This is a genomic window from Alloscardovia omnicolens DSM 21503, assembly GCF_000420505.1.
In the GTDB taxonomy this organism is placed as follows: Bacteria; Actinomycetota; Actinomycetes; order Actinomycetales; family Bifidobacteriaceae; genus Alloscardovia; species Alloscardovia omnicolens.
This window is the reverse complement of sequence record NZ_ATVB01000018.1, coordinates 18,479-32,279: the sequence shown is the minus strand read 5'-3', so window position 1 is coordinate 32,279 and position 13,801 is coordinate 18,479. Positions and strand designations below refer to the sequence as shown.

General features: G+C 43.4%; 19 protein-coding genes. 5 read left to right on the top strand and 14 right to left on the bottom strand.

Features of this window, described 5'->3' with window-relative positions:
- Positions 1–224 precede the first annotated feature (224 nt).
- Positions 225–1,601, top strand: a complete 1,377-nt coding sequence (locus tag G464_RS0107125) for a tyrosine-type recombinase/integrase (RefSeq protein WP_022857293.1) — start codon at positions 225–227, stop codon at positions 1,599–1,601.
- A gap of 103 nt (positions 1,602–1,704) precedes the next feature.
- Here the strand turns inward: G464_RS0107125 and G464_RS0107120 are convergent, their stop codons facing one another.
- From G464_RS0107120 to G464_RS10075, 10 genes are all read right to left on the bottom strand, one after another.
- Positions 1,705–2,406 (bottom strand): hypothetical protein, encoded by a 702-nt coding sequence (locus G464_RS0107120; protein ID WP_022857292.1) that lies wholly within the window; start codon positions 2,404–2,406, stop codon positions 1,705–1,707.
- A complete protein-coding gene (locus G464_RS0107115) occupies positions 2,391–2,879 on the bottom strand; it encodes a hypothetical protein (protein ID WP_022857291.1) in 489 nt (162 codons plus the stop codon). The genes G464_RS0107120 and G464_RS0107115 overlap by 16 nt, the downstream gene beginning before the upstream one ends.
- Positions 2,880–2,885: 6 nt before the next feature.
- On the bottom strand, positions 2,886–5,216 hold the full coding sequence (locus G464_RS0107110) for a bifunctional DNA primase/polymerase (RefSeq protein WP_022857290.1): 2,331 nt from the start codon (positions 5,214–5,216) through the stop codon (positions 2,886–2,888).
- A 96-nt stretch (positions 5,217–5,312) separates the two neighbouring features.
- Complete coding sequence (locus G464_RS09375) at positions 5,313–6,080, bottom strand: hypothetical protein (RefSeq protein WP_022857289.1); 768 nt, start codon at positions 6,078–6,080, stop codon at positions 5,313–5,315.
- Positions 6,081–6,116: 36 nt separating this feature from the next.
- Positions 6,117–7,076, bottom strand: a complete 960-nt coding sequence (locus G464_RS09370) for a hypothetical protein (protein WP_022857288.1) — start codon at positions 7,074–7,076, stop codon at positions 6,117–6,119.
- A complete protein-coding gene (locus G464_RS0107095) occupies positions 7,073–7,504 on the bottom strand; it encodes a hypothetical protein (RefSeq protein WP_022857287.1) in 432 nt (143 codons plus the stop codon). Before G464_RS0107095 ends, G464_RS09370 begins: the two co-directional genes overlap by 4 nt.
- A gap of 182 nt (positions 7,505–7,686) precedes the next feature.
- A complete protein-coding gene (locus tag G464_RS0107090; RefSeq protein ID WP_022857286.1) occupies positions 7,687–8,133 on the bottom strand; it encodes a RusA family crossover junction endodeoxyribonuclease in 447 nt (148 codons plus the stop codon).
- Complete coding sequence (locus G464_RS0107085; RefSeq protein ID WP_022857285.1) at positions 8,133–8,312, bottom strand: hypothetical protein; 180 nt, start codon at positions 8,310–8,312, stop codon at positions 8,133–8,135. The genes G464_RS0107090 and G464_RS0107085 overlap by 1 nt, the downstream gene beginning before the upstream one ends.
- Positions 8,309–8,578, bottom strand: coding sequence for a hypothetical protein (locus G464_RS0107080; protein WP_022857284.1), 270 nt, complete (start codon positions 8,576–8,578; stop codon positions 8,309–8,311). The genes G464_RS0107085 and G464_RS0107080 overlap by 4 nt, the downstream gene beginning before the upstream one ends.
- A gap of 48 nt (positions 8,579–8,626) precedes the next feature.
- A complete protein-coding gene (locus tag G464_RS10075; RefSeq protein ID WP_022857283.1) occupies positions 8,627–8,776 on the bottom strand; it encodes a hypothetical protein in 150 nt (49 codons plus the stop codon).
- A 60-nt stretch (positions 8,777–8,836) separates the two neighbouring features.
- Here G464_RS10075 and G464_RS0107070 point away from each other — a divergent pair, with 60 nt between their 5' ends.
- Positions 8,837–9,073, top strand: coding sequence for a hypothetical protein (locus G464_RS0107070; protein ID WP_022857282.1), 237 nt, complete (start codon positions 8,837–8,839; stop codon positions 9,071–9,073).
- Here G464_RS0107070 and G464_RS0107065 read toward each other — a convergent pair.
- From G464_RS0107065 to G464_RS0107055, 3 genes are read right to left on the bottom strand one after another with little or no spacing between them, the layout of a single operon-like run.
- A complete protein-coding gene (locus G464_RS0107065; protein ID WP_022857281.1) occupies positions 9,070–9,648 on the bottom strand; it encodes a hypothetical protein in 579 nt (192 codons plus the stop codon). The genes G464_RS0107070 and G464_RS0107065 overlap by 4 nt on opposite strands.
- Positions 9,649–9,661: 13 nt before the next feature.
- Complete coding sequence (locus G464_RS0107060; RefSeq protein WP_022857280.1) at positions 9,662–10,000, bottom strand: hypothetical protein; 339 nt, start codon at positions 9,998–10,000, stop codon at positions 9,662–9,664.
- Positions 10,001–10,002: 2 nt separating this feature from the next.
- Positions 10,003–10,248, bottom strand: a complete 246-nt coding sequence (locus G464_RS0107055; protein WP_022857279.1) for a helix-turn-helix domain-containing protein — start codon at positions 10,246–10,248, stop codon at positions 10,003–10,005.
- 168 nt (positions 10,249–10,416) lie between these two features.
- Here G464_RS0107055 and G464_RS0107050 point away from each other — a divergent pair, with 168 nt between their 5' ends.
- The 3 genes from G464_RS0107050 to G464_RS09360 all read left to right on the top strand — a co-directional run bounded on the left by G464_RS0107050 (position 10,417) and on the right by G464_RS09360 (position 12,634).
- Complete coding sequence (locus tag G464_RS0107050) at positions 10,417–10,776, top strand: hypothetical protein (RefSeq protein WP_155237062.1); 360 nt, start codon at positions 10,417–10,419, stop codon at positions 10,774–10,776.
- A 93-nt stretch (positions 10,777–10,869) separates the two neighbouring features.
- Positions 10,870–12,048: a 3'-5' exonuclease gene (locus tag G464_RS09765; RefSeq protein WP_022857277.1), complete on the top strand. Its 1,179-nt coding sequence runs from the start codon at positions 10,870–10,872 to the stop codon at positions 12,046–12,048.
- A 163-nt stretch (positions 12,049–12,211) separates the two neighbouring features.
- Complete coding sequence (locus tag G464_RS09360; RefSeq protein ID WP_162138585.1) at positions 12,212–12,634, top strand: ImmA/IrrE family metallo-endopeptidase; 423 nt, start codon at positions 12,212–12,214, stop codon at positions 12,632–12,634.
- A 57-nt stretch (positions 12,635–12,691) separates the two neighbouring features.
- Here the strand turns inward: G464_RS09360 and G464_RS09355 are convergent, their stop codons facing one another.
- On the bottom strand, positions 12,692–13,360 hold the full coding sequence (locus G464_RS09355; RefSeq protein WP_022857275.1) for an NYN domain-containing protein: 669 nt from the start codon (positions 13,358–13,360) through the stop codon (positions 12,692–12,694).
- Positions 13,361–13,801 lie beyond the last annotated feature (441 nt).

Below are 13,801 nucleotides of genomic sequence, written 5' to 3'. Positions count from 1 at the left end.
TCCCTTATCATCCGCGTAGGGGTTTCAGGAGAAAATTCTGAAACCCTTATTTTTTGCCGGTAGGCGCATGTTTTCAACGTTTCTAGACTGTTTTACTTCTTTCCTGTTAGTTGCATAAGAGAGCATATGAAAGCATAATAGAGCATGTGAGATAGGGGAAAAGATAGGGGAAAAGATTACCCCCATTTTCTTCCCCTATGAGAGACCTGAAGTGAGAGTGAATTATGCGCAGGTTCGGCAATATACGCAAAGTCAAAAAATACGGCAACGACTACTTGGAAGCGTCGTACCCTACACCAGTAGAAGCGGCGCAAGAAAATCCCCTTCTTCCTGCGCGTATCACAAAGACCGTGAGAGCAGCCTATCGTGCAGACCTAGAAGTGTGGCTAGCTCAAGCCGAAAAAGATATTAAAAACGGCATGTGGGAACCGCCGCTACGTTTTAAGAAGAAGAATATTATCTCGGCAACGATTACTTTCAAAGAATACGCCGAGCAATATATTGTTGAACATCGTAAAGCCGATGGAAGTATGCTTGCGCCGACAACTATTGCAAGGCATAAAGAATGGCTCCATCGTGATCTTTACCCGACATTCGGTTCGAGGGACATGCGAGCTATCAAGCCGTACGATATTCAACAATGGTGGGAAAACTTCGGCGTTGACAAGGCGGGTAACGGTAGGTCGCAACGCTATAATATTTATACTTTTTTGAGCTCTATTTTTAAGCATGCGGCGGAGACGCCGCTTGATGATACGGGTAGGACTCTCATAGTGTCTTCGCCGTGCATGATTAAAACGGTCAAGCCGCGTAAAAAGCATGAGAGTATGGTTGCCGATTATGATGAGCTCAAAATCTTAGCAGCACACATGCCTGATTATCTTGCTATTTCTATTTATCTTGCTGGTGTGTGTGGTTTGCGTGAAGGAGAAGTCTGCGCTCTGACACGTAAGGATATCGACTTTGACTATCAGCGCGTGAACGTTGATAAGTCGGTGAAACAGATTAATGAGATTGGCCAGAAACGTAAGCTGATTGTTGGAGCGCCTAAAAGCGTGAATAGTATACGCAAAGTGCCATACCCTGAATGGTTAGAATCGATTTTGAAAACCCATATCGCACGGTTCGTCGAAGAACAAGATGACGCGCTACTTATCGTCTCGCCTAGAAATCGTGGTTTGCTGGCTCCGCAACAGTTGCGTGTGAACTGGTATAAAGCGTTAAAGCATGTGCCTAGGCTTGCTGGCATGCATTTTCACGATTTACGTCATACCGCGTTAACTCATTGGGGAGAAGCGGGAGCATCGCTTGCTCAACTTATGGAGGTGGCTGGGCATGCGGATATTAAGACAGTGACAGTGTATCAGCAGATTAGCCAACAGCAGCGCTCGCAAACCGCAGAAAAACTCAACGCACAAGCAACAACAATAAGCAAAGCGAAAGATAACAGTGAGACAGATAGTCTTGTAAGCGTGCTTGAAAAACTACCTGTTGAACAGCAGGTGAGTATTCTTAAAGCGTTAGATAAGATGAAGCAGGCGCAGATTATTAGTCAGTTACCTGCTGACAGGCAGGTAGAATTGTTACCGTTACTCTTATAATAGTGTGGTAAGAGTAGTCTTCTTAGCCTCTACTTGGTATGCTCAAATCTGAAGATTCTAAAGCCCACCATTTTTAGCGCTAAAAAGTGGCGGGCTAAAATTTTTAATCGAGATGGAGTGTTTTCGCTGCTACGATCCATTCCGTAGAATTAATCTTCTCTCCAAGAATCTTCCTCGACTTTAAGAACCTGCGTACCTGGTAGAAGGAATACGTATTCCGATTCACCATATTCACCATATTCGTTATCTGCTTTAACGTACCTCTTACGGTTTTCTCACGCAACAGATAGCTACGTGAATTCTGTAATTCAGCTCTTACAGTAGCAATATCATTAACCGTTCCACAGTAGGAGCAGTCCTGCTCCTTCCGACTCTCAGAAGTGAATAACGGCTTATTGCAGTATACGCAGTAGCCTGCTAGTTTACGCTCTTCAGGTTTGGTTAACGCTTTCTCAAGCTTCTTATCCGCTAACGTAAACCTCGCATAGAGAGTAGGAAATTCAGGAAGCGTATTCAACTTAGCTACACAACGCAGAATAATACTAGCGCATTCACCTATATGCGCGTTATGATGTGACGTGAGTTTCGTGGCCATATTCGCTAAAATCAGCCTACACTCCTCATACAATTCTGTCTTATCAAAATCGAGAGGTGCATCCACCATAGACGCATGCACATGCACACTATTATTCATTAAGCGAGCTTCACGCTTCGCCAACAAATCCAATACATGGAGCCTTCCCTCCCAGGTGGATACAGTGAGTATGAATTCGTGGAGCTCGTGCTCGTTCAGAAAAGTTTCCATGCATCCTCCTTATAGTCTGCTGGATACCATAATCGTTTAAATTCTTCTAACTCAGCCTCAGTCGACTTAGGTAAATAAGCGAACACATCATCCGCTGTCTCCACTTTCTTAACAGGGAAAGTAAAGTCTGCTGGCACACTATTTGGATTCACCTTCTTACAAAAATGCAACGGCAAATAATACAAGTCCCTCTTCAACATGGTGGACACAGCAGTACGCAAACTAGGGAAACCTGGATTACCATCTACCTGCACGCTGGTCAACGTCCACGCACGGTTGAGAATAATCATGACTGTTAAATCGTCTTCACCGTGGATAAGTTTTTGATCATAAATGCTCCAGACTGGTTTTCCACGCCATTCGATAATCGGCTGCCCACACATACAATAGGTGGCGTATAGTCTACTGATTTTTGGTTTACTTGTAATCTGCTGTACCCAGGGCGCAAAATCATTATTCTCATTGACCGTCATATGCGTTTAGATTCCTACCTGCCTGCAAATACTCTTCCACATAGCAATCACTTCACACTCTGGTAAGCCTGACTTTCTTGCGCGCTCGCATAAATCACTGTAAATACGTTCCATATTCTCAGGATGGTTCACCACTCGCCCGTAAGCCCAATCATGCAAGACTTGGTTTCTTGAACCTTTCGGAACGGCGCTCATATCTACAGGCGGCTCAGAATCATCACCACCGTAATTGTTGGCTCGTTGCAAGAGTTGCGCTAAAGGAGAATCAGATGTAGTGGTCAACGCGCTCGCAGTATTCACAGGAGTGGGAGAATACGCTTGCTGTGCGTGAGGTTTACTGATGCAATCCATTTGGTCGAGCCAACGTATTAAAGCAAGACTTAACTCAGGAATACTGTCACCATTAGGCACGTCACACACAGAGTACGTTCCAGCATGAGTTTGTGACCCAGCACCAATCACGTAGCCTTTACCGTCTACACGCAGGTCTATATGGTATCCGCCGACCATCACGCGATTCTTCACATTCCCTGTAAGTTCAGCGGGGAGCTTATAGTAGGCGTGTATGCCACCTGATGGTGTTTGCACAAGATATGTCTTCGGGAAGTTAAGCGAACCATAACGTCCAACCGATAGTTGCAAGGATTGCCAACCAGGATCTTCCTCTTCAGTTTTTGGCATATCCATATCAAGAACGATATAGCCTTCGCGCGGCACAACACCATAAGCAGTGGTACCCGGAATAATAGACGTGTCCGTATCAGGGTCTTCCGCAAGTTGCTTCCAATGGTAAGCCGTCTTATCGGCGGTCGCTGGTACGAAATCACAATCAAACCCCACGCTGTCAGCAGTGATAATCTCGTCTAACGGTTCAGGCACATCTACCGGCTTAGAGTCTTCTTCTAATTGTTCTTGGTCTTTCTGCCATGCATCACGGTACGGTGTAAAGCGGTTTTCGTCCGCGACAATCAGCACACGGAGAGAGGCTCCCCCAAACTTTTTTACGCTTGTTTTTAGTCCGAGTTTGCTTATCGCATTCTTATGCTCACGCGCTGTAACAGGATACGGGTTATTGCGTGAAATCGCATAACCTTGTTCGCAAATCATATCCACGAGCCATTGTTCAGCCTCACTCAAATCAGAAGCAGCGCCAATACTCACGTTATAGAATGGTTTATCCCCCTCACTCATCCACAACATACAGGACACCATAAGAAACGGAGCAACACCGAAAGCCTTACGAAATTCCAAGAGCTTCAAAAAATCGTCTGGTTTACGATTATCCTTCATACGAATGTAAACAAAGCGACGAAACGCAGCATTCGACATCGTGGTAATCACAGGATTATTTGTCGCGATAATGAAAGTACAACGTGGGGTGAAGCTGACCGCGTTTTCTTGGATACGGCGCGCAGTCATACTATCGCCAGTAGAAATCTTCTTCAACGCGGTCAACTGGTCAGGCGTAATCGTATCCGCGTCCTCGTCGAAAGCCCAGAGCGCACCAATGAGCTTACCTGTTTCTTGTTGTGTGTCGAAGCCACCGTTGCCACGGCGACCGCCTAAAATTTTTTGAGAGTCAACGCTCGCGGTTAATCCTGGAAGAGACGCAGCCAACGTATTCAACAAAATACCTTTACCATTCCCACCGTCACCGTAAAGCACATACGTTAAATGCTTGTATTCCTCCAATAATGGTGTAGCGAACATGCGCGTAAGATTGGCGGCACTCTTATCATCTTCGGTTACATCATACAAAAACGTTTGTGCTTGCTCAGCCAAATCTTCATCATAGTATGCGTCGATGGTTACTTCGAAAGGCTCATTAAAATACGGTGACGAAATATCAATATCGACCACCTGTCCATTGAAGCGGAGGAAGGCGCGGTCAGTGAACTTAATACCATGCCTCACGCGCATTTTACATTTACTGAGCTCTACACGCAGCTGGTCATTCCACGGCGTATACGTCTCCCTACCTGGCACATGATACTCATTTTCTAAATTACTAATCGCATGCCATGAAGGTAATAGCTCGTTTTTTCCTGAGCGGTCTACGTCGCGCACGTAGATTGTCTTCTCATCCTCCCCCAGCAGCATATCACCGTTCTTGTAATCCCAGACGGCTTTGCAGTAGCCCTCAGCGGTGATGGGCTTCACACTATTCTTACGAATATTCACGGGAATACTCACGGTGCGTCCCAACCTGTCGGTGAATGAGTAGTCGGAGTTGAGTAAGCCTAATGATTCCACTACTTGCAGTTCACGGTAGACGCGGTCTGCCATTTGTGGAGCGTCAGGGATTGGCGTGAAATGATATAAGCCTTCTTGCTTCATAACAATGCTTTCAACAAAAAATCAGGAAAAACGAGGTGGAGGCGAGTAGGTAGCGTCATGTTTTCATAACGCTACCCATCGTGAGAAGGAACTGGGTTAGAATGCGATGCTATCCTGCTCCACAGCAGGCGTTTGAGGAGCGCCCGCTAATGCGTGTACGACAGCAATAGACGTATTCATTAACGCTGCGACTTCTTCCTCACTCTTACCTATATTGAGCAAAGCTTTAATATCATTCACGTTAGGCTGCGATGCTGCTGCAGCAGGAATAGCAGATGCAGGTGCTGCTGGCTGTACCTGAGGAACAGGGGTAGAAGACACTGGCGCAGATGTAGATACTGAAGCACCACCAGTCATCAAATTAGACACTGCCGCTTGAGAAGCCGGCGTAATCGTATACTCATACACTTTAGGCGGCTGTGGAGCCTTACCACGCTCACCCAAACCCACAAACTTCGCGCTCATACGGTCACCCACATGCGGCTCATCCACGCCAGCCTTCTTAGCCGCATCACGCAAAGCCTTCAAATGAATACCCCAACCCTTAATCCACAGGCTACGACGACCATCATCATCTTGGTCTACCGGTGGAAGCTGAGTTTGCAAAACAATATGAATCTGTTGCTTAGGCTTGCCGTCTTGCCAGTGATCCGGTTGGCTTGTGCCGAAGACGTTAACCTGCGTAACCTCAATAGAAACAATCTCACCTTCCACCGCCGCACCCGGTTGACTATCGCCGGTGAAGAAGCTCTTCGCGCCTCCACCATTCATGAGCTGACCAAGAGACGCCAACTTCACCGGCTGAGACTGTGCCGACTGAGACTGTTGCCCATACTGTGGCTGATTATAATTATTCGCATACATAATATATGCTCCTTTCCTATTATTTTGATTTTTTATTTAGTCTTCTGGCTTAAGCACAGGCTGATTAGCCTTCCGATACTGGTCACGGTCAAAAATCGCAGGAATCAAATCCACCAGCGCAAGCAAAGCACTATCAACCTCTACGCGCTCACCATTATTGAACTGTGCGGCAAGCCCACTATCCGGCCAAGTGGAACAGTCAAAACAATGACTCTCGGAGCGGGGAAGCTTACTAATCCAAGCGTCACGCATAGCAGTATCGTGATAATTAATCTCCATAAGCCCAAGAATCTGGAGTATCCACTGTGCACGCCACAGCGCCCACTCACCAAGCTCACGATCGAAAGGCGCCTCCCACGCATACATATCACCCAAATTCATCGAAGTACGCGGAAGAAAATAGATACAATTCTTCTCTACTTTCACACCCTCATTTTCAAGACCGATACCATAAAGCGACGCTTGCACGCGGTATCGTTGACTTGGCCCATTAGCCTTAGCATTCTTCAATGAGGTTGAGCCGACAATCTTCCAATCAATCGTCGCATGATTCTCAAAATCCACTAGGTCGATACTGCCATGCACATGCATAGGCTCCCGCAACGCATTCAACGTAGCCACCTCTACACGCTTCTCTGTCGCGAAACGAGGGTAAGCAGGGCCACGCGTGACCACCTTATAATCCAAACCTTTAGCATTAGCTAGCTCAGAGAATAAGCGTTCGAAGTGTTCATGCACACACGTACCGATGAATGGTAGCCATGCGGCAGATTTATTCTGTTTCCAACCGGCCAGCTTTGCCGCCAAGCAATGCACACAGTCAGTTCCAAGTTCGCTAGGCCCGATAGTCTTTTGCAAACTACGTGGAGCGGAATTAATATTATTCACGATAATCTGCTGAATCTCAGGCCACAACGTAGCTTCTTCAATCTGTTGCTTGTAGACAGGGTTGTCATGCTGAGAAGCAACCGCCAAAATATCCTTAACACTGCTCATTTGACTATCACGCTCGGCTTAGAAGTTGTCTGATATTGCTCAAGCTCCGTCGGCGCAATATGCTTTTTAATCACGTTTAACGCTGGCTTCAACTCATAAAACTCAGGCTTATCCGAAGCTGGGAAAGTATTCATGAACTTCTTCGCATCAAGACGCTTCGCACCCTCACGCACTTGCACAGTCAGCTCATCAGCTTCATACGAGCCAGGCTCATGCGTATCAAGAATGCGCTGCTTAATCTGGTCAATCTCGGTCTGGCATTCCTCAATACGCGACTGTAAGAGTGCTATGCGTTTTGCTTCAAGAATCAACAAATTCTTCTTACTGAGCTCGTCTTTCTGCTCGTCTGTTAAATCAGCAAGATTTTCAACTTCCTGCACGCGTTCTAAAATCGATTCAGCAGGCTTAACAGTTTCTTGAATACCCATAATTTATAACCTTTCATAATATTTAAAAGTGGAAAGAACCTTGAGGTAATGGCAGCGCATGCACGCGATTCTTATGCAACGGCTGCAATTCTTTGTGTGCGTCAAGTATTTTCAATGCTTGCTCAATATCACACGGCGAACCAAGCACACCACACACACCACACTTCGGTAAGAGGAGACGTTTACTTGTCCGCATCATCACATATCACCACCACATGCGTGTGAGGATCATACGGTTCACCATCAAGCGACGCAGTCAACGGGTCTTCACCCCGCCGTTTACGAAGCCGACCAGACGCACCTTCCACAAGCCTTGACGGAGTAATCTTCGCCGCGATAACCCGTATAATCTGACTATCATCCTTGAAAGCGAAACCATTCAACGCATCCTGCACCAGCTTCAACAAATTATCAACGTCTACACGGCGATTATCCTGCAAAAAGAAACGACATTGAAGAATAACGTTCCCTTCGAAAATTGGATAATTAGGATAACCTGCTAAATACGCTTCACGTACCCGCGTTTCAGCATCGATAGTTTTCTTCGGTGTTACCCCTCGTTTCCCATAGACGCGGGGACGCGCCTTAGGAACAGGTTGACCAGAAACAATAAACTCGCGAACAGCCATCACATACCCTTCCCATCACAGAATTCATCAATACTCCTTTGTGAAACCCAGAAACGAGTCCCAATTTGACGTAAACGTAGATAACCTTTAACCGCTAAGCTCTTCACTGTGCGCACATCCATATCCAACTGGCGAGCAGCCTCACTCAGCTTCACCAACTTACGAACAGGTTGACTCATGACCGCTCCTTACTATGAGCGGTTAAGTCTTGAATAAAATCCCACGACAAAAAACCAAGACCAACCAAAGACACCACATACACAAGCAAAAACGAGAAACTAACAAGCGGATTCTTACCCATATTCGCAAACATGAGATAGAAGAAGCTGCTCATGCACATGATACTTACGAGAATAGTGTCGAGCAGTATGATTGTGCGTTCGAATTGTAACTGAGTTTGCTGTGCACGGTCGCTCATTGTGGTAGTATTACTATTGTTTTTCATATTCATTTCCCTTATTGGTCGATGCTCGCATTACCTTGCGGGCATTTATCAATTCCTTAACTTTTCGCCATGCTTGGAATGCTTTATCACACGCTTCTTCCATTCACGCCACATAACATGCAGTTCAACGAAAACAGGGAAAAGTGCGACAAAAAACGTGAGAATACCGAAAAGAATAGTGACAATAATCTCAGTCATATTTACTCCTTAACCGTTCTAAAATTGGAATCGTAAAAAAATCATGAAAGGAGGTGAATAATGCGGATACGAATCGATTTCACGATCGTTAATCAAACCAAGCCTCAACGCTATGTACTCGAAGATGATTACGATTGTGGAAAATTACAGAACGAGCTAGAAAAAGCCTGTAAAAGTCAAGAAACAGTATCATTCCCCGATAAGTACGGTAAAACTATTACTGTGAATACGACGAATGTACTCTCTTGGACTTTTGTTGACATCACAAATGTTCAACAGCATTTTTCTACTTACTAAATTCCGTTCAAATCTCGTGCTTGCTGTGCAGCACCCGCATAGTAAGCACGAACAAAAATCTCCACAGCACGCTTCACACGATTGCTAGAAACATCATCTTCAACAAGATAAACATCTCTCTCATTACCGATATCGATACCATCATGAGTGTCAGCAATGCCGACTTCTCCTATCAAAAGACTCTTGTTCCACAATCGAGCAGAAAGCTCTCTAGCTTGTAGAACAATCTCGCTCTTATCCAGCTTCCCGTTCTCATCAGATTCTTCAACATGAACTTCAATCACATCATGAGATTCTTCAACGCCAGTCTCGGCATCTTCTTCAACAGGTTTATTAGCGCGAGCAATGATCTCGCTATCAAGGTTCGTAATATGACCAAAGAGCATGAAAATTTCAGCATCAGTAAAACCTGACACATCATTCTCATTAATAACAGTAGTAAACTTGTCAGCAGAAATGTTAAACTTTTTGCTCAAAACATACGCGGAACCATAGTACTCCCATAAAAAGTTACGCACATGTTGACGCATGAGAAACTTAATAACATTAACATCATTCAGCTTTTCGTTACTCATTATTTTGTCCTTTCTAAAAATTTTGTTGCTTATTGGGAACTTTGCTATTATCAGCGGTCTCTGCCTCTAATAGCTTCGTCACATAAGAACGGATAGCATCGTCGAATCCAGCTGCATGAGCGAAAAGAACGAAAATATCGTAATCAGTAAAACGCCCGCATTCACGCTCTTCCTCACCATGAACCTTAGCAAGATGCTCAAGCGTACTATTAGGAAAAACACCAGCTTTAGAAAGTTCATCTATAAGAAACCTGTCCCTGTCATGGGAATATGCTTGCCTCACATATCCACGCATAAAAATCTGGATAAAACTTGACAAGTAGCCCAAAGAAAAACCAGGTAAAGTTGCCAATTTTATTCACCAGCTTTCTTGTCACGCACCTCACGCTCAGCAGCAAGAGAGAATAAGTTCCACATAGGTATTCCTAAAAATTGTGAAATCTTATCCAGCTCTGGAGTATTAAGAGGGACTGAGCCAGACAACTTACGCGTCAAATAACTTCTATCCATCTGCATAAAATCAGCTAACCCAGTCTTAGTAAGACCACGTGCCGCCAATTCTGCTCGAATTGCCTGCGTTATATAATCCTGAGAACTCATTTCCACCTCCTTTTTGGTAAACCTCATATGAGGATTCTCGGCTAAAAATATAAACCTCATATGAGGCTGTTAGTAGAATCATATTACATGCATGTAATTAAATCAACCTCATATGAGGTTTCGGCGTGTCTCTATATGACATATAAGCCCCAAATGTATACTAAATATATGGTAAGGAAAGATGAACTCCCAGAAACTACAGAAACAACGGAGATAATTTCAAAATACATACATGACGAACTGCAATCGCAACAAATAACATATGATGATGTTGCAGAACAATTAAAACGTGCCAAAAGTTATGTAGGATTACGCATAAGCGGACTAAAAGCATGGAATCTAGATGAGCTAGACATTCTTGCAAGCATGCTAAAACTCGACAGCGCATTCCAATTAGTAAATAACGCTCGAGTATATAACCAAATGAGCAAAAATCGCGAATATACTTATTCCGAAGACTTTGACCTCGCTGCTAATGAGGATATTAATAAAGAATCTGAGCGAGAATTAGACGACTTCGGCGCATAATAACTACATCAACTCAAACAGTACAAACATCGCAAACAACCTAAAAAATGACAGCAAAAGAAGCAAAAGCTTGATGCGAAAGACTTAAAAATAATGGCAAACTATAATTACTTCATGAACCTTGGTAGTGGAAAAATCCATTTCACCATCTCTAAAAAATATCTCACAAACGACTACAAAGAAGTAGCTGGAACACGTAAAAAATGCGTCAAAAGCACCTTACCGCCACGTAATGGAGCAAAATACCCGCGCATCACACTCTCCGACAGTAAAGGAAATCCCATCTTCGACATCACACCTAACATTAGCAACGCATACAGCGCTCTCGAAGATGTGAAAGACGGCTCCATATTTGACATCCGCATTAAAATACGTCCACTCGATGATTACGGGCGAATCATGCACGAAATCACTCTCACACCACCAAAAAAAGACAAAGAAATTACCACCCCAATCACTCGAATAGTCGTCGATACAGAAACAACAGGCTTAGCCCCAGAATATGATGAGCTCCTCCAAATCTCCATTATCGACGGCAACGGCATCGTACTACACGACCGTTATTACAAACCAGAAAAAAAGAAAACATGGCGAGAAGCTGAAAAAATCCACCATATCACACCTAAGAAAGTAGCAAATAAACCATTTGCGCGCCAAGACCTAACTATACTTCAAGACATCTTCGACAGAGCACAAGAAATCGTTATCTATAACGCACCTTTCGACCTAGCTTTTCTTGCTGTACTTGGACTTAAATTCGACATCGACAAAGTCACAGACACCATGCGAGAATATGGACAACTATTTCACCATACCGATTACTATAAACTCACCGAAGCGGCAAAAGAATGCAACCACAATTACGTAGCTCACAACGCACTCTCAGACTGCAAAGCAACACTAGCCGTCCAAAAACAAGTAGATAAAAAACGCGGAATTACAGCAATTGAACAAAATGATCCACATAACCTATCACGCCCAATAGGAAAAATTCATTCACGAAGGGAATACGCGCATAATACTAATCAAGTAAAAGCAAATATAAAACCCTCAATACAAGCCTGTGCTACGCAAAATACTGTTAAAACAAAACCTATGGAGAAAACCGCATATATAGTATTTTTAACACTTTTAACAATCCTAACCATATTAGAAGCAATCGTGTTAATATTATCCTTTCTCGCACCTCCACTTTTTCTCATCAGCATTCCAATCGGTCTCCTCTGTTGGCATATGTTTAAGAACAAAAGAAAATATAAGAAAAGACAGTAGTCCACATAGTTAAAAAGTAATGACTCGAGTTTAATGAGCTCGAGTCATTACTTTTATGTGTCATAAAATATTCAAAAAACACAACACAAACATTCGAACAAATGTTCTAAAAAAGGTGTATTATAAAACCGTCAAAACCACACGCAACGAAGAGGACAAACACTTGGACACACCCACACTAGAAAACCTCTACAATTACGCAGAACAAGCACACATTACTATCATTGAGACACCGCTCAATACTGCACACACCGGCTACTACGACCACGCCACACACAACATTCTTCTCGATTCAACACTCAACGACAGGCAAAAACGCTGTACACTCGCCCACGAACTCATCCACGCCAAATACGAACACACAGGACACGATCTAAAAAACGAACGTAAAACACGCAAAGAAACAGCACTCTGGCTCATCAACATCTTCGACTACATACAAGCCGAGCGTATCTACGAAGGCAACAATATTCTCATAGGCTTAGAGCTCAACGTCACGCAACAAGTACTAGGCGACTACCAGAACATACTCGCCCAATACATACAAAGTGTAATCGTATCAAAGACTAACACGACTAACACTTAAATATATATTAATAAAAAGATTACACCAAGTTTTTATAACTACTCCACTATATGCTTGTCATTTTGCATTAAAACTGTCATCACAAGTACGCAACCCATCAATATGCAAAGACAAATTGTCACGAATATTCCCACCCAGAGCATCAAGAATAAAATCAATACCTTCACGCCTAGCAAGCTTAGCGGCAGGAACAAAATCACTATCACCAGCAATAAGAACAATACTATCAACTTGATGCTTAAACGACAATGAAGCAATATCTAAACCAATACGCATGTCCACACCCTTTTGCTGCATCGCAAGAGTAAAATCCTCCTCAGACACCTCACCGAGTGAAACAGTCCCCCTCAAAAGTTTTCGTAAAACCTTATCTTTAATCCGATAATGAATACTAGAATCGCTAATTTCACCAAAGCGTAAAGCCACCTTACGCTTATGTGCAAGACAATTATAAAAATCCTCAGCCCACTCTTTTGTCTCAGACTTACTAAGATCAACCTGCTTACGCGTAGCGGGATGATAAACAATTTTATCTATAGGGTGACAATCATAATAAAAAATTCTATAAAGATTATGGCGCACATTTTTGCCGTCAATTTTTTCATATAAATGTCTAAAACAGTACTTATATAATCTATCCGCTGTTTCCTTCGGAGACTCAATACCAAAAGTGCTAGCTACCCGTTTCCGATAATAACCACCATCAACTAATATTGCTGTGTTCATTGTATCTCTCACTTATACTAAATATGCAAAACTCTCGATTTTGGCGCTTCCCTTATGGTGGGAGGTCTACTCTCGAGAGTTAACTACATAGACAACAATACATGTATTGCATTTGATATGCAATACTAAAAGCGTGTTGCTAGTAAAGGTGTCGAATTCGACACCTTTAACTATACCTACAAGCAATAACTACAAAAGGTTATCCATATTCAAAAAAATAGATAACCTCTTATACGCGCAAAAGCATAAAATATATAAAATACGGTTACACCAGTTACACGTGGTTACACTACTGGTGTAACCTATCTAACACCTTGAAAATACTGGCTTTCATTAAGGTAGGTTACACGGTTACACCACTTTTCAAAAAATCTTGAGATAAAAAAGAGGGTAGAAGTACTTTTAGATGTAACCTCAACAAAAAACATGCCTACAAGCCTT

Coding starts and splice junctions, on each gene's coding strand:
- G464_RS0107080 (WP_022857284.1), bottom strand. CDS start 8,578: ATGAAAAACAATAGTAATACTACCACAATGAGCGACCGTGCACAGCAA.
- G464_RS0107125 (WP_022857293.1), top strand. CDS start 225: ATGCGCAGGTTCGGCAATATACGCAAAGTCAAAAAATACGGCAACGAC.
- G464_RS09375 (WP_022857289.1), bottom strand. CDS start 6,080: ATGTATGCGAATAATTATAATCAGCCACAGTATGGGCAACAGTCTCAG.
- G464_RS0107115 (WP_022857291.1), bottom strand. CDS start 2,879: ATGACGGTCAATGAGAATAATGATTTTGCGCCCTGGGTACAGCAGATT.
- G464_RS0107095 (WP_022857287.1), bottom strand. CDS start 7,504: ATGGGTATTCAAGAAACTGTTAAGCCTGCTGAATCGATTTTAGAACGC.
- G464_RS09370 (WP_022857288.1), bottom strand. CDS start 7,076: ATGAGCAGTGTTAAGGATATTTTGGCGGTTGCTTCTCAGCATGACAAC.
- G464_RS0107110 (WP_022857290.1), bottom strand. CDS start 5,216: ATGAAGCAAGAAGGCTTATATCATTTCACGCCAATCCCTGACGCTCCA.
- G464_RS09765 (WP_022857277.1), top strand. CDS start 10,870: ATGGCAAACTATAATTACTTCATGAACCTTGGTAGTGGAAAAATCCAT.
- G464_RS0107050 (WP_155237062.1), top strand. CDS start 10,417: ATGGTAAGGAAAGATGAACTCCCAGAAACTACAGAAACAACGGAGATA.
- G464_RS10075 (WP_022857283.1), bottom strand. CDS start 8,776: ATGACTGAGATTATTGTCACTATTCTTTTCGGTATTCTCACGTTTTTT.
- G464_RS0107090 (WP_022857286.1), bottom strand. CDS start 8,133: ATGGCTGTTCGCGAGTTTATTGTTTCTGGTCAACCTGTTCCTAAGGCG.
- G464_RS0107055 (WP_022857279.1), bottom strand. CDS start 10,248: ATGAGTTCTCAGGATTATATAACGCAGGCAATTCGAGCAGAATTGGCG.
- G464_RS0107120 (WP_022857292.1), bottom strand. CDS start 2,406: ATGGAAACTTTTCTGAACGAGCACGAGCTCCACGAATTCATACTCACT.
- G464_RS0107070 (WP_022857282.1), top strand. CDS start 8,837: ATGCGGATACGAATCGATTTCACGATCGTTAATCAAACCAAGCCTCAA.
- G464_RS0107065 (WP_022857281.1), bottom strand. CDS start 9,648: ATGAGTAACGAAAAGCTGAATGATGTTAATGTTATTAAGTTTCTCATG.
- G464_RS09355 (WP_022857275.1), bottom strand. CDS start 13,360: ATGAACACAGCAATATTAGTTGATGGTGGTTATTATCGGAAACGGGTA.
- G464_RS0107085 (WP_022857285.1), bottom strand. CDS start 8,312: ATGAGTCAACCTGTTCGTAAGTTGGTGAAGCTGAGTGAGGCTGCTCGC.